General features: G+C 57.6%; 18 protein-coding genes. 6 read left to right on the forward strand and 12 right to left on the reverse strand.

The features are described from left to right. Positions 1-481: 481 nt before the first annotated feature. The 4 genes from PAQ31011_RS03305 to PAQ31011_RS03320 all read right to left on the reverse strand — a co-directional run bounded on the left by PAQ31011_RS03305 (position 482) and on the right by PAQ31011_RS03320 (position 5850). On the reverse strand, positions 482-1771 hold the full coding sequence (locus tag PAQ31011_RS03305; protein ID WP_246179315.1) for an anaerobic sulfatase maturase: 1290 nt from the start codon (positions 1769-1771) through the stop codon (positions 482-484). A gap of 59 nt (positions 1772-1830) precedes the next feature. After that, a complete protein-coding gene (locus PAQ31011_RS03310; protein WP_150574451.1) occupies positions 1831-2916 on the reverse strand; it encodes an HAD family hydrolase in 1086 nt (361 codons plus the stop codon). A 106-nt stretch (positions 2917-3022) separates the two neighbouring features. Next, a complete protein-coding gene (locus tag PAQ31011_RS03315) occupies positions 3023-4711 on the reverse strand; it encodes an arylsulfatase (protein ID WP_246179316.1) in 1689 nt (562 codons plus the stop codon). A 386-nt stretch (positions 4712-5097) separates the two neighbouring features. Continuing rightward, on the reverse strand, positions 5098-5850 hold the full coding sequence (locus tag PAQ31011_RS03320; protein WP_150574452.1) for a hypothetical protein: 753 nt from the start codon (positions 5848-5850) through the stop codon (positions 5098-5100). Between the two features lie 572 nt (positions 5851-6422). Here PAQ31011_RS03320 and PAQ31011_RS03325 point away from each other — a divergent pair. Together PAQ31011_RS03325 and PAQ31011_RS03330 are read left to right on the forward strand one after the other, a co-directional pair. Then, a complete protein-coding gene (locus tag PAQ31011_RS03325; protein WP_150574453.1) occupies positions 6423-7058 on the forward strand; it encodes a response regulator transcription factor in 636 nt (211 codons plus the stop codon). Then, on the forward strand, positions 7055-8983 hold the full coding sequence (locus PAQ31011_RS03330) for a sensor histidine kinase (RefSeq protein ID WP_150574454.1): 1929 nt from the start codon (positions 7055-7057) through the stop codon (positions 8981-8983). Before PAQ31011_RS03325 ends, PAQ31011_RS03330 begins: the two co-directional genes overlap by 4 nt. A gap of 57 nt (positions 8984-9040) precedes the next feature. Here the strand turns inward: PAQ31011_RS03330 and PAQ31011_RS26985 are convergent, their stop codons facing one another. Then, positions 9041-9319 (reverse strand): hypothetical protein, encoded by a 279-nt coding sequence (locus PAQ31011_RS26985; protein ID WP_425495076.1) that lies wholly within the window; start codon positions 9317-9319, stop codon positions 9041-9043. 232 nt (positions 9320-9551) lie between these two features. Beyond that, the gene (locus tag PAQ31011_RS03340) at positions 9552-10313 is read right to left on the reverse strand and encodes a DUF2092 domain-containing protein (protein ID WP_217424833.1); all 762 of its coding nucleotides are present in this window, start codon (positions 10311-10313) and stop codon (positions 9552-9554) included. 253 nt (positions 10314-10566) lie between these two features. Between PAQ31011_RS03340 and PAQ31011_RS03345 the strand changes: the two genes are divergently transcribed. After that, positions 10567-10938: a response regulator gene (locus PAQ31011_RS03345; RefSeq protein WP_150574457.1), complete on the forward strand. Its 372-nt coding sequence runs from the start codon at positions 10567-10569 to the stop codon at positions 10936-10938. Positions 10939-11011: 73 nt separating this feature from the next. Here the strand turns inward: PAQ31011_RS03345 and PAQ31011_RS03350 are convergent, their stop codons facing one another. After that, positions 11012-12424 carry a DUF2252 domain-containing protein gene (locus PAQ31011_RS03350; RefSeq protein WP_150574458.1) on the reverse strand — a complete coding sequence of 471 codons (1413 nt, stop codon included), beginning with the start codon at positions 12422-12424 and terminating at the stop codon, positions 11012-11014. Then, positions 12409-13923 (reverse strand): sensor domain-containing diguanylate cyclase, encoded by a 1515-nt coding sequence (locus tag PAQ31011_RS03355; protein WP_150574459.1) that lies wholly within the window; start codon positions 13921-13923, stop codon positions 12409-12411. Before PAQ31011_RS03355 ends, PAQ31011_RS03350 begins: the two co-directional genes overlap by 16 nt. A gap of 311 nt (positions 13924-14234) precedes the next feature. Here PAQ31011_RS03355 and PAQ31011_RS03360 point away from each other — a divergent pair, with 311 nt between their 5' ends. Continuing rightward, complete coding sequence (locus PAQ31011_RS03360) at positions 14235-15134, forward strand: hypothetical protein (protein WP_425495083.1); 900 nt, start codon at positions 14235-14237, stop codon at positions 15132-15134. A gap of 25 nt (positions 15135-15159) precedes the next feature. On the opposite strand, the gene PAQ31011_RS03365 is transcribed toward PAQ31011_RS03360, so the two are convergent. Further along, positions 15160-16362, reverse strand: coding sequence for a hypothetical protein (locus PAQ31011_RS03365; RefSeq protein WP_150574460.1), 1203 nt, complete (start codon positions 16360-16362; stop codon positions 15160-15162). A 256-nt stretch (positions 16363-16618) separates the two neighbouring features. Here PAQ31011_RS03365 and PAQ31011_RS03370 point away from each other — a divergent pair, with 256 nt between their 5' ends. Continuing rightward, positions 16619-18268 (forward strand): mechanosensitive ion channel family protein, encoded by a 1650-nt coding sequence (locus PAQ31011_RS03370; RefSeq protein WP_150574461.1) that lies wholly within the window; start codon positions 16619-16621, stop codon positions 18266-18268. 185 nt (positions 18269-18453) lie between these two features. Next, positions 18454-19041: a BPSL1445 family SYLF domain-containing lipoprotein gene (locus PAQ31011_RS03375; RefSeq protein WP_150574462.1), complete on the forward strand. Its 588-nt coding sequence runs from the start codon at positions 18454-18456 to the stop codon at positions 19039-19041. A gap of 362 nt (positions 19042-19403) precedes the next feature. Here PAQ31011_RS03375 and PAQ31011_RS03380 read toward each other — a convergent pair whose 3' ends face one another. The 3 genes from PAQ31011_RS03380 to PAQ31011_RS26990 all read right to left on the reverse strand — a co-directional run bounded on the left by PAQ31011_RS03380 (position 19404) and on the right by PAQ31011_RS26990 (position 22172). Beyond that, positions 19404-19958, reverse strand: coding sequence for a hypothetical protein (locus PAQ31011_RS03380; protein ID WP_042116357.1), 555 nt, complete (start codon positions 19956-19958; stop codon positions 19404-19406). 25 nt (positions 19959-19983) lie between these two features. Beyond that, the gene (locus tag PAQ31011_RS03385; RefSeq protein WP_150574463.1) at positions 19984-20574 is read right to left on the reverse strand and encodes a hypothetical protein; all 591 of its coding nucleotides are present in this window, start codon (positions 20572-20574) and stop codon (positions 19984-19986) included. Positions 20575-21491: 917 nt separating this feature from the next. Continuing rightward, positions 21492-22172, reverse strand: coding sequence for a DUF6471 domain-containing protein (locus PAQ31011_RS26990; RefSeq protein WP_425495084.1), 681 nt, complete (start codon positions 22170-22172; stop codon positions 21492-21494). Positions 22173-23177 lie beyond the last annotated feature (1005 nt).

A 23177-nucleotide genomic window follows, 5' to 3' on the forward strand; every position in this document is an offset into this window, starting at 1 on the left:
GATCCGTACAAATGACGGCTCACACGAATATTCTTGGGCATTACCCTGCAAGACAGCAATTGGGGAATTGGGCAATGCAATTGCCCTCACGGGCAATTAGTCCACAACAGTCCGTTCGCTTATCTACTGCGGTCGCTTTCGCTTCGCTGTACTGCCGTCTGTTTGCGGCGTGCCCGTTTGGAATTCAAGCTTTTTACCTAGTTGAAGACGAAGCAGCCGCTGCTGACACACGGTGCCTCTGTTTCTCGCGGCATTAGACGGATCATTATCAAACCGTAGCGGTGTCGGCGGATCGCAGATGGCGCTGAGTTTATCCAGGCAGGATGGCACGTTCAGTGTGTTGCTTTCAACGACTCGCGCGCAACGATGTTCAGCAGAAGGGATTCGGATGGCTTCCTAACTACGCGATTGGTGCCGAATTGGCTCGATACTCGAGCGGGGGGATGACTCTTCGGTGTGATGACACGTAGCCATAAGTGAGTCACATAGATTCGTTCGCCAACTGTCTCAATGCCCAGCTCGCATGGTTGTAGAACTTGCGGATGCCCGAGCATAGATAGTTCAGACCCGGTTCGCCGTCCGGGCTGCGCACGAATCGATTCTTCGGGCATTCCCCCCAGCACAGCTTTAAATACGTGCATTTCTTGCAAAAGGCAGGAAGAGAATCTCGCTTGGCATACCCAAACTTCTGCTGCCGTTGCGAAAAGGCCATCTCGCCCAGGTGAACATCACGGATATTGCCGAGCGCGAAATCGGGATAGACGTAGTGATCACAAGAATATACTTCGCCGTCATGTTCGATGGCCATTGCCTTACCGCAGAACTCGGCAGTCACGCACGTTTGTGCGGGCCGTCCCATCGTTTGCACCACGGCGGTCTCGAATAGGTTAACCAGGACATGGCCCACGTCCTTTCGATACCACTCGTCGAAAGTTCGTGACAGAAAGTACCCCCAATCCTCCGGGTCGACGGACCAGTCCGTCACGACGGAGTCAGGGTTTCCTGGCTTCGCGCCATCGCTTCCAATCATCGGCATCGACTCAGTCGGCCAGTGTTGAGGGGCAATGCTGCGAAAATCCTTTGGCTCAACGCACGGAATGAACTGGATATAACTCGAGCCCACTTCGTTGCGCAGGAAGCGATAAACGTCGAGCGGCCGCTTCGCGTTGACCCTGTTCACCACCGTGAGCGTGTTGAACTTCACACCGTGTTTCTTCAGAAGGCCAATGCCACGCATGACACTTTCAAACGTGGGCCGCCCCTTCCGATCCAGGCGGAACGTGTCGTGCAATTCGCGAGGTCCATCGATGCTTATACCGACCAGAAAGTCGTGTTGCTTCAGGAAGCCGCACCAATCGTCGTCCAGCAAAGTGCCGTTTGTCTGAAGATCGTTCAGTATCCGACGACCGGCAGGCGCACATCGCTTCTGGATTTCCACGATATCGCGGAAGAAGTCGAGACCGAGCATTGTCGGCTCGCCCCCCTGCCACGAGAAAATAATTTCGTCACCGTTCTGGGCCTCGATGTACTGACGAATGTAGCGTTCAAGCATTGACTGCTCCATCCGGCGCCCCCGACGCTGATCGAGAAGTTGCTCCTTGTGCAGGTAGTAGCAGTAGGCGCAATCGATGTTACAGGTCGAGCCGATTGGCTTGGCCATCGCGTGAAATCGCCCCTTCTGTCGCGGCGCCATCGGTTCCTTCGCGGACGATGCACGTGTCTCGAACCATTTCACCGGTTGCTCGCTGGTCATGCCCTCGATGCTGTGCATGCTGTCTCTCCAGATGTCAGACGTTCTCTCTCCCGACGCGGGTCGACCGTCTATTCCGGCTACTGGGCAGCGGCGGCCTTCGGTCCCGGATATACCGAGTTCCAATCACGCTTCATGCTGACAACCACCCAGCCGCGCGCTACCGCTTCGTCCCACGCCTTGTCGAAGCGTGCCAACGGCGATTTCCGGTCATAGGCAAATTCGCGCTCTGCATCGTCGTGATGTATCAGCAGCGCAAGGCTGGGACCGGGCCCCGTCGCGGTGTACTCGAGCATTTCTCGATCGCCATCGGAGTTGCCGAACGCAAGGATTGGCCGCCTGCCTATCGCGCGAAAAATGCCAACAGGTTTCCCTGCGCCGTCATCTACGAAATCAAAGCCGGGTTGGCGCATCAGTACACCTTTTCCGTCACGCACTACGTATTTAAGCTTCTCCTGAGTACCCACAACCTGCTCAGGCGCAATACCATAGGCTCGAGTGACCCATGTGCGCATGAACTCTGACGTTCCGCCAGAGACGATCCAAATTTTGAATCCATTCGCTCGCAACAAATCGAGCAATTCGAGCTGCGGCTGGTACACGAGATCGGTGTAGGGTCGATGGAGCGTAGGGTGTTTCGCACTCGCTAGCCATGCGCGGATCGATTGATCGTATTCTTCCGTCGTCATCGAGCTATTGGCCACAGACAGCATTTGCAGCAGTTCCTTCCTATTCTTCGCGAGCGCCGAGACATCGTGGGCCATTAGCGCCTTAAAAGCCGGACTACGCTGCCACTCGGGATGCGACGGAGCTGCCGACTTCAATTGGTCAATCATGAACGCGAGTTGGAATGGGATTGGCTGTTCGCTCCAGAGAGTTCCGTCGTTATCGAACACTGCAATGCGGGCTTCGGTCGGCACGAACGATGGGGCCCCCTCGCGTGTTACGTCAGAGATAAATTTCAGAATCGCGCTGCGGGCATTGCCGTCCTGCCAAGACGGCAACACCGACTGCGTCGAGACATACGCTGGCTGCGAATTGACCTCCGCGCCTGCGATGGGTGCCGATCCTTGATTAGCGCAGGCGGTCATAAGCGCGACTGCACACGCGCTGATGATCAGTCGGGCCAACGTCCGAAACATCTGTCGCAACACCGTGTTGTTCATGTCGAATCGCATACATATCCTCGCAAATTGGGCAGATAGCGAGCTGGTCGTATGTACGGCTCCCGAACGATAGGAATACCTCGATCGCTCGGGAGCCTGCCCCCTTTTAGTTGCCACTCGGTAGCGGAATGCTGAAGCCGTTTTGCTGGAGCTCGTCCCGGATGTACTTGAATCGCTGATATTCGGTCAACGTAATCGGACCGGCGTAGCCTTCACTCTGTAGCTTGCGAGGCGGATACTTTACATACGTCTGCATGAGGTCCCGTACGGCCACATTGAACGTCGGCAGCGTCCACGTGTGTTCCGTGTAGTTGTTCATGAAGATGTCGTAGCGTTCCTGCGGATCCTGATAGAGATCAAACACCTGTGGGACCGTCGCCACATAGCTCTCTGGGCCCTTCCATCCCAGATTCGAATCCACTGCTAGACCGCCCGTTTTGACACCTGCGTCACCTCGGAGGTTGAACACGGCCTTGAACTGACCTACGCGTACGGCACCTGGCGTCAGTTCGTTTTCAGTGAAGTAGAACCATTCATTGCGCTTGCTCTTTCCTGTTCCGAACAAAACCGGGGACATGTCGTAGCTGTCAAATACGATCGGTTTGCCTTCGCGGTCGTTCTTGGGCAAATCGACGCCTGCGAGTGCAGCGAACGTCGCCATGCAATCGAGACCGCCGAGAATGTCGTAGTTACGCGAATGGGGTTTGATCTTGCCGGGCCACCAGGCGATGGCCGGTACACGCGCGCCACCTTCTCGGTCGGTTCCCTTGGTGCCTCGGAAAGGCGTATAACCTGCATCGGGATAAACGTCTTGCCAGGCGCCATTGTCCGTCGTGAAGAAGACGAGAGTGTTCTTGTCTAACCCCTTCTCGCGCAGCTTGTCCATGATGCGCCCGACACGCGCATCAAGTTCCACGAGCGAATCCGCGAATTTCGACTTCGATAGCGACTTTCCGATATAGTCGGGGTCGGGCATGTTCGGTTGGTGAACCTTCATGAAATTCACATTGATGAAGAACGGCTGTCCGCGCTGTGCGGCGTCATCAATGTCATCGAGCGCGGCTTTCTCGATGTAGCGATCCACAAACGGAATGCCGACGATGCCCTTTTCCGGTTCGTTCTGGTATTGACCATTCAACTTGAAGTCTTCGCGGGGCTTCTCTCCGGCCTTGCCCGAGAGCATGCCGGTCGTGACCTTCACGAACATGTCGCGGGTCTTCTGATCCATGTCGGGAAACCACTTCGGATCGGAATACGTGTAGGCGTTAAGGTGATATAGCCCGACGTACTTCATATCATCGTAGCCCTGCGCATTGGGAAGTGCGTAGTCGGATTCGCCGAGGTGCCATTTGCCCGTAAAATACGTATTGTATTTGGCGAGTTTAAGTACCGAAGCCAGTGTCCACTCTGCCTTAGGTAATCCACCGCCCTGCCCTTGGAATGCCACCGTTGTCATGCCACTTCTGTTCGGATTACGCCCCGTCTGAAGCGCAGCGCGCCCAGGCGTACAGCTAGGCTGGCCATAGAAGTCAAAAAATGTCATGCCTTCGTCCGCCATGCGGTCGAGATTGGGGGTTGGGATGCCGCGCCCCTCTCCGCCACCATACGCGCCGAGATCACCCCAACCAACGTCGTCGCCAACGATCAGTAGGATATTGGGGCGCGTTCCGCGTTGAGCGTCAGTCTGGGCATGTCCGTTGACCGCCAAGCTCAACAGTCCTGCAGTCACTATCGCAACGGGTGCCCGTTTAATCGGCGAGGCAAGCGCCGTTAAGCAACGTTCAAGATTCATCATGTTCCCCTAGATGCAGAGTTTCTATTCCTAACCAGTGGTGATGAAGCAAGCGCTGAACGTCCATGTCGTTCGGGATCGAACGCGGCCCCCTAATGAGGCCGTGATCCACTTGCCAATTGGAATTTTCTGCTCCGAATAGCGGCCAGCACTATAGGGACTTGGGGCAACTCATTTTCCCTTCAGGGCAATAGAGACAGTGGCTTGTCGGAAATTTGAGGCGCGGTGGGCGCGAGATGCAACACATTGAGCGTCGACTTGGCGCAGATACATTCATGCGGCTCTACGGGTGGACTGAATTTTCTGTGAAGCCGCGTATCGACTTACATCCGCCCAGATTCACGATCGAAATGTGAGGCGCTTCGCCACCCAATTTGTAGCCCCAACGATCAGTCGAGGAACTGCACGTTCAGTCCGAAAAAAATTTGCCATCTCGGCTGTCCTGGCCCTCGGTCGGCAACCGAAAACTGCGGCTCTACGAAACCGTTGTACACGGTCTTTCCTCGCTTGATTACCTGACCGATACCCACGCCAAGGGGGATGCTGTAGCTGCCATTATCTAGATTGAACGCCCATATCGGAGCGGCCCGAAGATACGTTCCTCCACCCAATTGGTAGAAAGCAAAAGGCTGAAATGCTGCAACGCTTACCGTCTCTCGATCGCTTATCCCAGCAAAGCTCTGTTGCCAGGAGGCCAGATACCCGAACTGAAATCTTGTCGAGTTGGCATTGAACAAAACATTGACCAATCCCGCCGACCACTTCCCTGAGCCCAACCTTGTGTCGCCCGCCGTAGGAGCGGTTAGTTGCGGACCAATGCCGAAGCTGATCGCAGGATTCCCCAAGTCAAGCAAGTAGGCCGAAAAGAGGTTGAGGTCGCCAATGGATGTATGCCTTCCAAACGTCGGAGCGACCGGTAGCGTATTTACTGGTAGCGACGCACGCAGTATCCAGTGAGTGTTTCCGACCACGAACGGCTTTGCATATCGCATCCAGAACTGATTACCGCTTTGCCCCGTCTCCGTGATGTTGCCGATGTAGTAGTTCTGCAGATTGAACGCTGTCATGTTGGCAAGTGGGTTATTAGCCTGAGCGGCACCTCCCTCTTGCCCCCTTGCTGGTGCTTGAATCAATGCGAACATCAAGCAAAGCGCGAGTCGAATGGCTATAGCAACGCCCTCCTTGGAGGGGCCCAGACGTAGTTTCCGCCCGGCATCCCCGACCGACCTACGGCATCGAGGTACTTCCATAGATTGTCTCCCGGCATTCGCTTGCGCTTCCAAAAGGTCCTCAATCACGTTCAGCAAATATTGGAACACTGAATCAAATTGACGCCGAAGACATTCTCCACTTACATCGCGGTCGGCGACATAGGTAGTTGGGGCAACGCGCCCTGCATTTCAACTAGTCGCCACTGCGTGGAACGTAAAATGTTCGTTGGAAGGCGGCATCACCGAATTTCGCCGCGCCCCTTGGCCGGCCGCTCTCGCGAAAATCTTCCAATTGAACTTTACGAATATGTCCGGAGATGCTATCAATTTAAATAGGTCAAGGTTTTCAATGATTAATTCAAAATTTACCCAGAGGATAATAATTAAAAATTTATATTTTCATCAGAGTAATTTTAATAATTGAAGTAAGAGTTATTCCTACATAAAGATAGAACCAAATGGTCGGGGAGATACTAAAGATTTGCCTGCAAAGCGGAGCTGCCATGAACGCCTGTCATGAATCGGTTGTGCACGTAGTCGACGACGACGCCTCCATGCGATCTGCATTGACCCGCCTGCTGTGCGCCTCGGGTTATCGCACGAAGGAATATGCTTCGGCAGGGGAGTTTCTCGTGAGTGAGCCAGACGAGCGCCCAGGGTGCATCCTCATCGATCTTGAGCTGGGTGGGCCCAGTGGGCTTGAATTGCAGCGAGCGCTACGACGGCAGGCATCTCCGTTGCCGGTCGTTTTCATGAGCGGCTACGGTGACGTGTCGCGCTCAGTCGAAGCGATGAAGGCAGGCGCCGTCGACTTCCTCGTCAAACCCTTCGGACGCGATGTTCTCATTGGCGCGATAGAGATCGCCATAAGTCTGGTACAGACGCTCCCCTCTACCCTCCCGTTGGAAGCGACGGACGGTACACTCAACCACCGCGAGAAGGTCGTCCTGGAGGGCATTGCGAAAGGACTTCGCAACAAGCAGATCGCAGTCGAACTGGGGCTGTGCGAACGTACGATCAAAACGTGCCGAGCCGAGCTTATGCGCAAGTTCAACGCTTCTTCGTTAGCCGAACTACTCCGGAATACCGACAAGCGCATGACTTCCGACGTCTCATCAAGCGTCGCGCAAATGTCGTGAGCAGTGCCATCACACGGGCCGTTCGGCGAAGTATCTCACTCGCGGTCTTTGTCACGTGTAGCTTCGTCGTTCTTGAAGCGTTTGGCGCGGATCCACCCAAAGTGGTTCTCCTCACGGGCGGTGATCCGATGCAACCTGCGGCACTTATGCAGACGCAGGCCATTCGCACCGTATTGAATGCCACCTTGCCGCTGGGCACCGAAACCTTCCTCGACACGCTCGACGGCTTGCGCTTCGGTTCCGATCTGCTTACTCCCGAGCTTTTTGCGTTGCTGCGCAAGAAGTACAGCGGTCAGCACGTCGACCTCGTGATCGCTATCGGCAATTACGCAGCGGAGTTTGCCCGAGCGCATCATGAAGCCATCTGGCCGGGTACGCCCATCCTAGTTACGAGTGTGCCGGATGTGTGGTTGAAGAAAGTCGGTGCGCTCCCATCGACGTTCGTGATGATTCCGTACCACATCGAGATCGAAAAAACGTTTTCCATCGTCGAGTCGCTTCAACCTAGTGCTACCCGTCTGGTGGTCATCGGAGGAACCTCGGACCTCGACAAGCGCTTCTCCGACGAGATCGTCGAGGCCGCAGGGAAGACCGCTAGGCGTTGGGTGTCGATAGAACGATGGGAGGGTTTCTCCGTCCAGGAACTCAAAGCAAGGCTAGCGCTGCTCGACAAGCGCACCAGCGCCGTGCTCTACGGCACCCAATATCGCGACCGCGAAGGCCGGCGCTACTTCCCCGTCGAACTTGTGAACAAGATTGCAAGCGACGCACCGGTTCCCATCTACGGATGGTACGCCAACTACATCGAGCAAGGCGCCGCCGCCGGCGCTGTGTACGACCTCGAGGAGAACGGTCGCACGACGGGCAACGTCGCCGCTCAAATGCTGCTTTCCAGTGGCCAAACTCAGCAATTCGATGCATCGCTGCGGACTTTGCCCGCATTACCGGCGCGGTGCACGGCGAATATCGCTATGCTCAAGCGCCTCGATATTTCCGAAAATTTGCTGGAACCGGATTGCAAACGGCTCAACGCGCCACACCCGGCGTACCGGCAGTACTGGAAGGAAATCGTCGTGATTCTCTTCGTGATCGGCACGCAAGCCATCACAATTTTCGCGATGTTGAAGCAGCGTCATCAGCGGCGCGTCGCGGAATACGACGCTGCTACGCGTCGCGCTGATCTCACACGAGCGTCCAGAATCTCTACAGTAGGTGAACTCAGTGCGTCCATCGCCCACGAGGTCGGCCAGCCGCTCGGTGCGATTCTCAGCAACGTCGATGCCGCTGATCTGATGATGCAGAGCTCCGACGCCAGCGATGCCGAATTGCGCGAAATCCTCACTGATGTCAGGCGCGACGCCCTACGTGCAAACGACGTAATCCAGCGTCTGCGAGCGCTATTGCAAAAGCAGGCCATAACGTTCACGCCCGTTGTCTTCGACACAGTGCTCGAACGCGCGACGTCGCTCGTGAAACCCGAGGCTCGTCGCCGTGGCATAGTGCTCCAGATGTCATTTGGGGCGCCGGACGCTCGGGTGCTGGCCGACCAAGTGCAGTTGCAACAGGTGCTGCTTAACCTGGCAATCAACGCTATGGATGCGATGGAGAATTCGGAGCAAAAAGATCGTGAACTATCCATCGGTACGCGCCACGCCAAGGAGGGTGTCGAGCTCGTCGTCGCGGATCGGGGCACCGGTATTCCGGCTGACAACGTTGAGCAGTTGTTCGAAGCGTTCTATACCACCAAGGAGCGTGGCACGGGCCTTGGTCTGTCCATCGTTCGCTCAATCGCCGATGCTCATCGAGGCGCCGTATCTGCACTGCCACGATCCGGCGGTGGCACCGAGTTCGTGCTCTGGTTGCCGTTGGCATCGGCGGAATTTGATCAGACACATCTCCGTGGCAGTGAGGCAGCGAGCGTCTGAGCAGCGGGCGCACTGTTTCGCGCCCGCATCAGAGTCAGAATGTTCGCCTACACCATGTCAATACGGCGCGTTGACCACGACGAATTGCGTACCTTGGGGTTGATACCACGTAGACCCGCACTGCTGGTAAATCATTCCGCGATAATTCACCGGCACGCAGCTTGCTGGCACCGAGTGCACCACCGCCCCGACGACCGCAGCCGTGACACCCACGGCCGCAGTGACTGCTGCGGCCGTCGCCACCGGGTGATAATCATCGTCCCAACCGCCGTGATAGCCACCACCATGGTTATCAACGTTTACGTTCACATTACGATTGACGTTGACGTTGTTCACGCTGGTGTTTCTGACATTGTGGGTGCGCGCATCGGGCTGGCGATTCCCGACATTCTGGCGCGGTGCGGTGCGGCGAGCGGCGTTACCTCCCCCATCGTGACCGCGCGCGTGTGCGCCAGCACCACCGCCTCTACCAGCGGCTTCCAACGGAGGGACTAAAGCGAGAGAAGCTGCTAGTACGGTCACGGCAACGCATGCCGGTACCCAAGGGAAACGCCATTGAGTCATGATGTCACCCCTTGTTGGTAGGTAATTGAACCGCTTCGATCTTCTTTGTACCCGCAGGCGGCCGGAACTCAAAAGTCGAGGGCTGGATGGAGAAGCCGGGTTGCCAGGAAAGGATCGAGATCGATTGCGGACGCGCATCATCGTCGGTACGCGTGACCACTACTTTGCGCGGCAACGGCTTGTCACCACTGGCGATCCATATCTGCCAGTCGATTCCGGACTGCCGGAACGCGTAGTGGTCGCACAGATCGTTCCCGACGTAGTCCTGCCCCGCGAACATTGCCGAGTCGAATTTCTGGTGCTGTGCTTCGGGCGTTCCCCACGAAAAGAGGTCGGCGAGTGGCAACTCCACGCCGTATCGCTCCCGCAACGCTTCGACCAGTTTGCCCACTGTCCCTTGGAAGGGCACGGAGGCGTAGTACTTCTGCTGTGGAGAAAACAATGTTGCTGTCCTCCCGTCGTAAATGATCTCACGTTCCGTGCGTGCGCTCTTCATGACGGCGCGCAACCGGTTCGGCCGGTCGACTTCAAGCGTAGCCCGCGCGCTGTGCTGAAGTTTTTGTCCGTCGGCCAGCACGCGTTCCCCGGTCAGCTCCGTAAACACGCGAAATCGCTGGAGCGATTGCAGATAACTTCCCATCGTGTGCAGCATCTGAACCGCGTCCGGATCGACGCCGTTCGCCGGGGCAACTGGCGCGCTCGCAGGTGCTCCCTGCTGGGCCCATGCCGTCGTTCCCGTCGATGCTGCGCACGTCGTAAGCAGCATTAAGATTGCCAACGCCTGTCGTCTCATCGTTACGCCTCAACTGGAAAAATACCGGTGATGAAAACGTGTCGATTTACCACATGCTCATGCGCGAGCGAGCGGCAGACACCCTCTGGCAATGTAGCTCGCAGAACCAGCAAAGCAAAGATGTTTGCCCGAAATTGCCCAATGGGGAATTTGCATTGCCCCAAGTCCCAATAGCCACTGTCTTGCATTCCAAAGAAAAATATAGCTATATGGACACGACCGCCTCATGACCAAGTCAAGGAAGATCATCGTGATTCTTGAGGACGACACAGGTATGCGTCGCGCTGTCGAGCGCCTGCTGACGATCTCCGGATACCGTACGCGAGCCTTCTCGAGTGCGGGGGAAGACGGTGTCGCCGAGAGCATCCGCGCGGCCTACTGCGTGGTCGCGGACGTGAACCTTCCCGGGCTCTCAGGACCGGCGTTCTATCAGACGTTGCCCTCCCCTCGTCCGCCGGTCGTGTTCGTCACGGCGTACGACAACGAGGCAGCGCGCGCCGAGATTCGGCAGTCGGGCGGCCAGGAACTATTGCCCAAACCGTTCCTTGGCAACGACCTGCTGTCTGCCATCGAGCGCGCCGCGCGCTCCCAGCCGTAAGCGTCGAGCGTGGCACGTATAAGCGGCGGTTCGGCGTGTCGGTACGCGCCGAACCGGCAATCCACGCGACGCGTTATACGCGGAAGTCGGCAGCCATGTCCTCGTCGCTACGCGCCACGAGCTTTCCGGAGCGGCATGCCTTTATGAACGCCTCGTAGTCTTTCTGGTTCTGCGTCGCATAGGCGAGCGCGTAGTCGGTCATCGCGTCGGCGAGGCGCTTCCCGTCGCCGATGTACGAGGATATTTCTACGGCCAGCCCCCCGGACTTGGCGTGCGCCCGGGCCAACGCCCATCCGCATATTCGGGCGTAGCCCTGAAGAATCGTGTCGTTCATGCGTTCGACTTCCGCAGAGACCTTCATGTCGCGCAACTGCCGGAAGTAGAAGTGGCGTCCGTTCGGGCCGGTCGTCCAGCCGAGAAACGCGTCGCTGGCGGCCTGAAGCAACCGCTGCCCGGCAACGACACGAAGCCCCTGATGGTGCACTTTTCCCGTAGGGAAGTGGCGAGCAATGACCGATTCGCGGGCCTCTTTCACTTGCAGGAACAACGGCTTGCCGTGCGCGTCGACGAACAACATCACGAGACAGAAGGTCCCGACGCTGCCCACACCGACCACTTTGAAGGCGATGTCCTGAAGCTGAAACTGATCGATCAGCGCACGCCGGTCGACCGGGAGGGTGCCGACGTATTCGTTGAACGCCTGTGCCAGCTTGCCCTTCCAGGCTTGCGTGTTCGACCACGCGTGTGCGTTGCCCAGCAAGGAGTTCGGGCCAGCCGGATGGAACAGCGCGGGCGGCGCGTCCTGAATCACCCAGCGACCGTCCTCAAATACTGCAATCTTCTCGAGCATGGCTTCGTGCGAACGTCCGGCGGCCTTCTCTGCGGTCTTGCGGATCAGACGTCGTCCCTCACCGGTGACGGCCGCTTCCGCCATACGATCGAACGTCACGATCTCATGCCAGAGATCGAGCGCGCTGTAGCCCGCATACTCTTGCATCCGCTTTCCGTATTCGGATACGGCCGACGTCACGATGTCGCGAATCGTGCTTCGATCGACGCTCATGTGTTCGCCTGCAATGGCAAAGCTCGCCGCAAGGCGCTTCAGATCCCACTCCCACGGACCCGGCGCGACCTCGTCGAAGTCATTCAGATCGAATACCAACTGGCGCTCCGGCGTTGCGAAGCCGCCGAAGTTCATGAGGTGGGCGTCGCCGCAAATGGGGAACGTGAACCCCGTGCTGGTCGTTCGCGCCAGATCGTGTGCCTGAAGGACGGCGCTGCCGCGATAAAACGTAAAGGGCGAGACCGACATGCGGCCGTACCGAAGCGGCACAAGTGCGTCGACGCGGCCCGCGCTGTTCTGGCGCAGCAACGTCACAGGGTCGCGATCGACGTTGCCGATGTCCGACTGCTTCGAACGGGGCGCGCGCTCACGCGCCAGCTTTCCAGCGGCCTTGCGTTGGTCAAGCGTCAAATCACCGGGCATGGGGCACCTCCTGAGGTTGCGTGAATGCAGACGCGGTCGCGACCGCCACTCTTGGCTGCGTAAAGGGCTTCGTCCGCCGCTTGCAGCAGCGCTTCGGGCGTGCCGGTCGGCAACACCCCTGTAGCGGCGACCCCGATGCTTATCGTCACATGGCCTTGCGGCGTGCCTTCGTGGGCGATGGCCAATGAGCGCACAGCCGTGCGCACGCGCTCGGCGACGTCGCGTGCGCCATTAGCGTCGGTGTTTGGCAGCACTACCATGAACTCCTCGCCACCGTAGCGTCCGGCGAAATCGCCAGGCCGCCGGATCGTGCGCCCGATTGCGTGACTCACCGCGACCAGCGTGTCGTCACCCGCCGGATGGCCGTATTGGTCGTTGAACGTCTTGAAATGATCTATATCGATGAAGAGCAGTGCGAGGGGCGCATGCTCACGCAACGAGCGACGCCATTCCCTGTCGTAGGTCTCGTCCAGCGTGCGTCGGTTAGCCAGCCCCGTCAGTGGATCGGTGCTCGCCATTCGGTGCAACTCGGCCTCGGCGACATAGCGCCGCTGGCGCTGCTTCCTGAGCAAGACGGAGAGAATCAGACAGGCCACGCCGAGCGCCGCGGTCAGCCCGCCCACCCACAGCGCCCGTTCTCGCCACGAGGCATATATCTCGCTTCTGGGGGCGCGAATCTCAATCAGCATCGGTAGGCCAGCGAGTGGCTGTCGGACGTAGAGAAATTCGCCATCCGCGCCCGTGACCGAAGCGTCCGAGGGCCTGGCCGTGACAGCGACGAGAGGCACGGCGCTTGCGACAGTGGTGCCGGCCGCGGTCGACGTGATAAGTACCGTGCCATCGTTGCGCATTAACGAGACGATGCCTTTCTCCCCCGGAGCAAGTCCCGCGAATTGCCGCGAGAAATAGCGAGCGTCTATCGTCACGATGCTAACGCCAGCAAACTCGCCGCCGTCTCGCCGGATGGTGTGCGTCATCAGCAGACCGGGGCCCGCACTCGCCGGGCATAACGCCGCCGATGTCGAGATTGAAAGTGCATCGTTGTTGCTTTGGCGGTGTGCATTGACGATGCGCTGGGCGAAGCGAAGATCGATGCAGCCCGTCGAAGGCAGCGCTTCATAAACGACCTCCCCCGCTTCACTCATGATCACTGCCTGCACATAGGTCTGTGATGTCGCGTTCGCTGGATCGCCAAACTGCGCCATACAGTTCGAAAGCTGTGCGCTCGGATCGCCATGACCTGCTGCACCGAGTGCGTCGAGTGCGCGCGTACAGGCGGCGATGTCATCGCCCACCGTGCGTGCAGCGAGCATCGCCACGCGCAGGTTCGCATCGCGTGCGTCGTCGCGAACCGCCAGACGGCCTTCATAAAGCAGCGTTGCGCGTACACCGATCACGATGAGTGCAGCAACGATCACCACAACTACCGTCAGGCCGAGCGCGTTAAACCAGCGTCCGGCCTTCTGTGACGGAGGGTGTGAAATATTCGGCGAATTCATGTTCCCCTACGCACCATGATCAATGCGCCCCATTCTTTTCGTAATCGCCTCTCGAGGCTATCGGGAGTGGGGGCAAGTCATTTGCCCGTAAGGGCAAAGCGATTGCCCCTGACACCGATGGTCCGCTGGCGGTCCAGTCGCAACAATGGCGAATAATGAAGAGTGCATCGCAACATTAATGACGCGAGTGGAGTATGGCTGCAATACGACACAAAAGTTTGCGTAGTAGCCAGCGTGCGCCGAGACATGATTTGCACAGACGGCTTGCCGTGTGGCTGACTACGTTGGCGAGCCTGTTTTGCCTAACGACGATCACCCCGGCAGCGTTCGCTCAATTTTCGCCGCTGCGTGTCGGCACCGATGTCCGCAGTCATGCGAACAGCGTGCTGGCTATCATGAGCTACACGACTGTTCCCGACGTCACCACAAGCTCGTTGTCTATCAATAATGGATCGACCGGGAATCCCGGCTTCTGGCAAACGCAGTTGGGCGGCGGCTTCACGCTCAGTCGCTCGTTTCCGCTCTACCTCGAAGGTACGCTCGCCTATAGCCGGTACGATCCGACCTTCTTGGCCTCAGATGGCACAGAGTCGCGCGCACTCCCAGTCCGCTGGAATACGCTAAGCACCACCATCGGTGTGGGATGGGACATTCGTCTGGCCGACGAACTGGTGCTCCGGCCGATTCTGAACGGCAGCCTGGGGCGCGTCGCCAGTGACTTGCGCGTCGGCGAAACACTACTGAACCGAGCAACAGATCTCGACGCACAATTTCTCAAGGATGGTGCGCTGAATGCGTACGGCCTTGGCGGTTCGCTGATGCTCGACTTCGAGCACTATCGCGAGGCTTACGAAGTCGACGTCGAACTGCGTCTGACGAACATCCATCTGAGAAGTTTCGGCAGCTCGTCCGCCGGTGTGCAAGGCAGCGCCAACGCCCAACAGTTCAGCCTTTGGTCGAGATGGCGTGCACCGACCGGCCTGCGTGCGCTTGATCGGCCGGTGCGCTACGTGCTTGAGGCGGCCTATTCTCAATACTTCGGGGACAGTGCCGGCGTGCTGGGCTTCAACAATCTGACGTCGCTGGGTGTCGGGTTGGAACTCGACAGCAGCAAGTATCCTGTGATCGTCACCCGTACACGCCTAATGGCGCGCTACGTCTTCGGCCGTAACGTGCAAGGCGTCTCGTTTGGCTTCGCCATGAGTTTCTGAATAGCCCTATCTCCATCCACGCCTGTTAGATCAATGCTTTAGCGATCTTCCCGAGTATGGCAGTCAGCGGCAGTTGCAGGGCAGCAACGTAAAGCATCGGTACAGCGACCGGCACCACAATCGCCAAGATCGACAACTTGCTCAACGGCACGGATCGCATGTTTTTCACGGCGTCGTAGACGGCGTGAATGTCCGCGACAGGCCCCAGTTCGGGGGCATCGAGAATCTCCGGTTTTCCGATGTCCTGATGCAATATCCAGCGCTCGTGCACGAGGCGGTCATGATGCGCTACCAGACTCCCATATTCGAATATGGCGCTCCGTTTCAGCCGTCCCAAGGGTATGGCGAGTGGCAGTAACGGCAAGAGAAATACTACTGAGATCAGCGCAGCGCTGGCGATCAGCAGCGTCTTCATCTGCATGGCGCTCGCGCCGTGATAGACGACCTCGTGCGCAAACGACGCGGCGACGACTGCCGAAATGGCAAACGCTACCGGACTGAAGATAAATGCCATGCGCTCCACGAAACTCAGTCCGGCCGCTCGGTCGGGATGCGAGGGTACTAGTGCGAGTGGCAGCCTCCCAATCCGGAACAGCAGAATGAACAGCAGGCAAGCGCGCCAAAGCCATGCGAGCAGTAGCACGGTGAAGAGCGGCCGGACGACGAGCACGAACCACCAGCCGCCGAAGGTTATATCGGCGATGTCATCGCCATGGTTCATCCACACTACGTCTTCGGCATCGCCTAACAGTGCTCGGGTCGTTGACCATGCGATGGTCACCCCGAAAATGACAACCCACGGCAATGCACGATCACGCAGCCGTGCCACACGCGAAAGCTCGCGCTGAAAGGACGGCAGCGTTTGCTCAGTTACACATCCCGATTCGACAAAGTACTTCAGGAGCGGAGGCATTAGATTCTGAGCAACCCCCTCGGCCACCACCATCAGCGGGATAGCTATTAGGCAACGCGCATGAATACCAAAATGCGCCGCGAGCGTGTCGTCGCCAGCACCTTGCACCGCGCGGCCGGTGAGCACAGCCCACACGGCCAACGGCAGCCAGGTTACTGCGGCAAAAATCACGGCACGGCGCCAAACACCCATGCCGACCGAAGGAATGAGATGCGCACGACGCTGAAGATGAAACCCCAAATCGCCCTGGACAAGTGACAGCTCCACCTCCGGGACTTCGGAACGATCGGACCGTCTTTTGGTTCCGTTACCCATGAATGTCTCCTTGTCTGGATGTGTGACCCAGTGTTGCAGGAGTGTAGTTTTGCGCCGGATACGCCCTCGCGCCATCGGGGTTTCGGGCAATCAATTTGCCCCCCGGGGCATCCCGGTTAGCGCGAAAATCGCCACTGATTCGCCGTCGCACTTCAATTTAGGAGCATCCATGATGATCCACGTCGCCCCACGCGCGATTGCGTCAGGCAGTTCGCAAAACGACACGGTGTGTTTGTCATGCTCGAAGATCGGCGCCATGTTTGTGCTTCTCGTGTCGGCCTTCGCTGTCCTTCTGGTGACGGTTGCGAGCGTTTCGCTGGCTCATGCACAAGCGCCCCGTCCTGCTGCAGCGTCGGATGCGCCGGCCGCCGATCTCCGATATATGGATCGCCCCATCACGACGTTCCGCGCGTCGCTCACCGGGGCTACGCCGCAACAGCGCGCCGAGCGCTCCTATGCCGCACTGGACGCGCTGCCCGAGAGCATTCTGCGCTTGCCGACGCAAGCAGTTCAGGGCTCGCTCGGTCAGAATCGCGGCGTCGTCTTCCGGCGCGGTGACCGCATTCTCTTCGCCTTGCTGGAGGGCGACGTCGACGAGGCAGACAATCGACCGTTCGAGGTCATCGCTAGCGAAACCCAGACGCGGCTCGACGCCGCGCTTGCGGCCCGGCAGGCGCAACTGCATTGGCCCAACATCATTCGTGGCATTCTGCTGTCGCTGCTCGCGACGGCCGTGCTGGTGATATTGGTGTGGACGGCCGGACGACTGCAAAGCCGTCTGCAAACGCGCCTTCAGTACGCCATCGAGGCGCATTTGCTTCGCCGCACTTCCAGAACATTCGACTGGACCGGTTCGGCGTTTCATCTGGTGCGGCAGATCGTTCAGTTGCTCTTCCTGTTTTTCGTCGCCGCGCTCATATACGTCTATCTGATCTACGTACTGGAGCGGTTCCCGGTATCGGAGCCCATGGGCGAGCGTCTGAGCGATTTCCTCTGGAACCTGCTCAACACCTTTGCACTGGGCATTGTCAATGCGATTCCGGGGCTCATTGCCATCGCCGTCATATTTCTTCTGACGCGCGCCCTGCACAATCTCATCAACAATATTTTTGCAGCGATCCAGCAACGCCGTCTCAATGTGCCCGGATTGCATCCAGACACGGCGGACGCCTCGCGCCGCATTGTGGCCATCGTCGTGTGGGCTTTGGCGCTGACGTTCGCGTACCCGTATTTTCCGGGCGCGCAGAGCGATGTGTTCAAGGGGCTGAGCGTGTTGCTCGGTCTGATGGTGTCGCTGGGGTCAGCGGGCATCGTCAATCAACTGATGAGCGGCATTGTCGTCACCTATAGCCGGGCATTTCAGGCGGGCGATATGGTGCAGATCGGCGACACGGCAGGCGTGGTGGTGAGCGTGGATACCTTGTCGGTGAAGTTGACGAACGTGAGGCGGGAAGAGGTCACGATTCCGAACGCGGTTGTCGTCGGGGCCATAGTGCACAATTTTTCGAGTCGTGACGGCAAAGCGCCGGCGCTGGTGGTCACATCGGTGACGATCGGATACGACACCCCATGGCGACAGGTGCAAGCCATGCTGTGCCTCGCGGCAGCACGAACCCAAAGCATTGCGCAGTCGCCGCAGCCATTTGTATTGCAGCGTTCGCTGTCGGACTTCTATATCGAGTACGACCTGCATGTCGCGCCCGTCAATCCGGCGCAGCGTCTCCTCATGCTGAGTGAGCTGCATAGCCAGATCGTCGACGTCTTCAACGAATTCGGCGTGCAGATCATGTCGCCCCATTTCGAGGAGCAGCCGGAAGCGCCGGTGATTATTCCGCCGGATGGTTGGACTCCTTCCCCCGCAAAACCGGCGTCGGACTCGAGCAAGACGAACAGCACCGAGGTTTGACGGGCACCACCGCCTTCGAATTGCCCTTTGGGGCAAGCGAGGCTGCCCGAAATACCAATAGCGATGTCGTGTCACAGAACTGACACTGCAACGCAGACGCCTGCGGTGGCCTATGCCGACATAGAAGACGGGCGTCGCGCGTCCACCTATCGGTGAGCGATCCAATCCACTTTGCGGAGTCAGTCATGCAAACACGTCGTCACTTCGTAGGCGCTTCCGTCGTCGCTGCCGCCCTGGTCGTGGCTTTCTCGGGGTGCTCCACGACCGGCAGCGCGCCGGCCACGCCTGAAGCCAATGCGTCACGTAAGCAGTCCATCGACGCGGCCGCCGAAAGCACGCTCTCGCGACTGTTCTCTACGGTGCCCGGTTCGCGCGAGCTTGTGGGTAAAGCGCGTGGCGTGCTGGTGTTCCCTGAGGTTATTCAGGCAGGGGTTATTGTCGGCGGACAGCACGGCGACGGTGTGCTGCGTGTCGGGACAACCTCGTCGGGCTATTACAGCATTTCGTCCGCTTCGGTGGGCGCGCAACTGGGGATGCAGTCGAAGTCGATGGTCTATCTGTTCATGACGCAGGAGGCGTTCGACAAATTCCGCAATGCCAGCGGTTGGTCGGTCGGAGCGGACGCTTCTGTGGCGGTCGTCAAACTCGGGGCCAACGGTCAGGTCGACACGACGACGACTACGCATCCGGTTGAAGTGTTCGTGATGACCAATAGCGGACTGATGGGTGATCTCTCGCTCTCGGGGACCAAGATCTCGCGGCTGGATATCTAAGGGCAATACGCCCGCGCCCATTGCGTTATCTGGGGTGGCGGGCGCGTCTTGGTTGTTGCGGCATTCACGTCGGGTGCGAGGCGATCCCGACGTGAATGTCGCATTGTCTTCCCGTCACCGGGTTTTCACGATGTCATCCGGTTTCCAGGTCTGATCGAAAAACGCCTGCTGCGGTGAGTAGAGCCGGTGATCGCCGCCCGCTTCTCGGTTCATGATGTGCCCCAGAGAGCCGTAGTAACCGTCACGCAATCTCAGCAGGAGGCCGACATGTCGGCCTCCCATTAGTTGAGTCGCTCGTTTCCTCTCGTCGTTACGTCGGCCCCCTCAACCCGCGCCCGAAGGTGCGACTGCTTGGACTCGGACTACTCGTAGGGAAATATCACAACGCCGTTACTTGACGCGAACCGAAAGCACTCGCGAAGCATCTGGTAGTAGTCGTAGAACTTTCTATTCCCGATGCTCTGTGCATGAGCTTCCCAGCGGTCAAAATCCGCCACAAGCTTTCTGCACACGTCGTCGTCCATAGGTCTCCCCCGATACAAGTCTCGGAACATCTCGAAGAACGGCCCACGCCCCTCGTCGTCGTGCCAGCCACCCCGTCGCTCTACGATCTCCGCGATTTCGTCGCACCACGCGCCAACATCGCGTGCCGGCTCAAGTTCTCTTCCTTCGATTAGGATAAGAAGCAGTCTTTCGCAGAATTGCTCGAAACTGTATCCGTCCTGCGAAGGATTTTCCCTGTACACGGCCACATCTTCATCTTTGACGTCTCCAAGGTCATAGTCCGCGAGACCATCCAAACAACCCGGAGCGAGTTCCGCTATCAGCGAGTCTTTCCACCAGCACTGAACTTTCGGAGCTCCCGGCAAACGCTTGCTGACGTTGCGCAACGAATGGATATAGTACGAAGTCGCCACAAAATTCTCCTTGCTTGCTCAGCGATTAAATTTGGTCGTCGTCCCCGCAGCCATTGAAAATCAGCCCCGTCAGCCGGCGAAAATCGTAGGGTTCAGGTTCAGGGACGCCATCGAAATACAACGCGCCGAATCTCGCCGAGAAAATCAACGCCTCCGTCTTGCGGTATTGAGCCAAGAAGTCCGAGTCACCAACAGCCTCCACCCTCGCCTCCCAATCGTCGAAATCGTGGAGCAGTTTCCTTGCGACAAAACTACTCATGTGCGCCCGTTGCAGCCCATAGCGTAGAAGCTCGAAGAACGGCCCCGGCCTGCCCGGCGGATTCTCGGCGCGCCAGTCGTGCCCAACCAAAAGAGCTAACTTGGCAAGGAACGAGTAGAAGCCAAGCCCCTCATCGATCACCGCTTCCTCGCGCTTGGTTTTCCAGGAGTAAATGGCACCGACTTCGAGGCCCTTCGTGTATCGCTCATAGCCAGGAATTGCCTCGATTCGCATTCGATTTGCGAGTCTGCGCCCGGACGTTGGGCACAGAAGGTGGAAGTCCGGCGCCCAAGCCTCAGTTTCCTGCGCGACACCTTGAAATACAACGTATTTTCCGAGATACGGTTGAACTGGCATATATGCTCCTTGCTAGAGATTGCACGCTGTCATCGAACGAGGTGACCAGTAGTGGGCAAGCCGATGGCAGCCCCCCCATCCCACACACTCGATGGACGATTGCCCGGCGCCTGGATAGGCGACGTAATCAGCCAAATGACAGCAGGTCCGTCGACGCCAAACGATTAGCGCGAAGGAGTATAGGAATATCGAGAGACCATGATTTTTGGGACGGCAGGTCGCTGTAACATTGGAGACGAAGACGTCCTGCCCTCACCCACCATCGGCTAAACGACGTGACGTAGGTTCATGCCGTAAGCGCATTCACTCAAGGAGCTGAATGCTGCGAATCACTCTGTCGACTGGATCGAGAGCACGCGATAAAAATGTTCGCGAAGCCAGCAAAGATGACCTACGGTGTTCGATGGAACATGGATACGGGGCGAATCCACTGATATCGGCGATTTGCGTAGGAACGCGAGGCGAGCCCCTCCCGCCGTCAGAGGATGAACATCATGGCAAGCAACTCCAACGAGTGGGAATCCCATGTGTACGCAACAGGCAAGACTCACTGCCTTGAATGCGGTTCAGCGAGTGTCACTATGGGCGCATGCGGTATTGGAAGTGTCACCGTGCACCAAGAATACGTTTGCGAAGCGTGTGGGTATGAATTTACCGCTCTATTTCGACTACTCGGATGCTACAAAGGGCATCCCTCCGAGTTAGCCGACGGCACCGGTGAGTAACGAAAAAGCGCGGAGTCGACGCTGGCGCCTGCCATAAGCAGACAAAATTTCGGGGCAAACAGCGGGAAATTCTGAAAAATTAGCCCTTGTATCTCAAGGGAAGTGACCTATTATTGTATGTAATATTACGCACCAAAATAGACGCTGGTCACGAATTTCTGACCGATTCTTCGAGCCTAAATGCCGAAACTCCTACTGCCCAGACCCGCCGTTTCGCGGCGCGAGGCCGATCGGTCGACCCACTGACGCAGACATTCGTCGCTCATCAGTCATTTCGCGTGATGGAGCAGACGACGGGCAAAGAGACAATTCTCGCTCAGCCAACATTACGTCGCGCAGACTTAAATAGCAATCAAAACCAATCATTGGCGCAAACATAGCGAGATACATTAGTAGCGTAAATGGAACGCGACCTCTCGCCCCTTTGACCTCATTAAGCAGGCGATTAATCACCTCTCGCCGCTCAAGCGGATCATTTGCTAGTTCTAATTTGGCTCGGTAAAGGGCAGCCTGGCATTCCAACGTAAAAATTTCGACGCACGCGGCGTCCCAATCGAAGCTGGAAGCGTCGCAAACATCGGGGTCTGCATTCAAGAGCGCAGGTGCCCAATACGGAGGAAACGTCGACCGTGAGGCGACCATGACCTGAAGAAAGTACGCGCAATCAAAGGTGCCACGATCGAGCCGCCCTTCATGGCTTCGGCGCGAGTGCATGATCCCAAGCGTCTCGAACGCGACCAACAGGTCGTCTACTGTCATGCCTTGACGGAGCACCATGCTGCGGACACAGCGCGATGCCAGCCGAGTCCAAGGAGTAGGTACGTGACTCAAAAGAACCTCACTTTGCTCCCCGATCGCCAAAGCGACCGGCATCGAGATAGGACGACCCAAGGTCGCCAAGGAGCTCGCGCAGACTCAATTGGCACAATGCTATCGATGCATGTTTGCATTGAAGGTGTGCTACTACCGCTCCATCACCTTCCAGATGCGTTCCCAGCTGGAACTCTGGCTACAAATACAAGAATTCTAGAGAAAACGCTTCAGTCATTCCCATCGATAAAACTGAGCCTTCACACGCGCCGGCTAAATGAAAAATCGTTGAGAGAGCTTCTTCAGAAACTACCGGATTCTATGGCCGAGCGATTTACACCCCAGTCCGTCGAACATTTAAATGATCTTTGGCGCATGCCAGACGAGCTAAGTTTGGTTAAAACCGCCCCCGAAAGTCCGCTTATCTGTATTGAACACTCATGGACGCCGATTCCCAACTGGGCCATCCCATGGACGTTCATGGTGCACCCATATTTTGGACTAAGCGAAGCGCGAACGCACCTAGCGCTAACAAGTTACGTCAAACACATTTTTGAGCGATCACGATGGACTTGGAAGTAGGTAAATATACGCACGATTAGTATACCGTTAATTTCGACTTATCTTCCATCATCTCCACCACAAAATCTAGCAACGTCAGTCAAGTTGAAATCATGCTTGCACGCGGGAGCACTTTTCGGATAGGATTCGGACCCTATGAAAAGATCATTACCACCGTAGAAAGGTTTCTGATGACCTTGCCCCCAGCCCAGAGCGCGAGACGCAATCCGAGCTGCAAAAAAGAAAAAGGGGCAAGGTCAGAATCTCCAACCATGCCCCTTTTGGGCGAATTCTTGCGAATACGCACCCATGCCCCGCTATTTTCGCAGATTTCGTCTATCGGGTCAAATGACGGCGCTCGCCCGTACGGAGCGCTAACCAGGCGAAATCATGCATCCACTTCTTCTGCCCCGCAAACTGCCCCACTGCCCTGCGCACGCGCGCTCCACGCCGTCGCATCGAGCACGTCCGCCGCAACGCGTTCGCGTTTTGAACGTACGACATCGT

Origin of the sequence: Pandoraea aquatica (genome assembly GCF_902459565.1) — a bacterium.
Classification (GTDB): domain Bacteria; phylum Pseudomonadota; class Gammaproteobacteria; order Burkholderiales; family Burkholderiaceae; genus Pandoraea; species Pandoraea aquatica.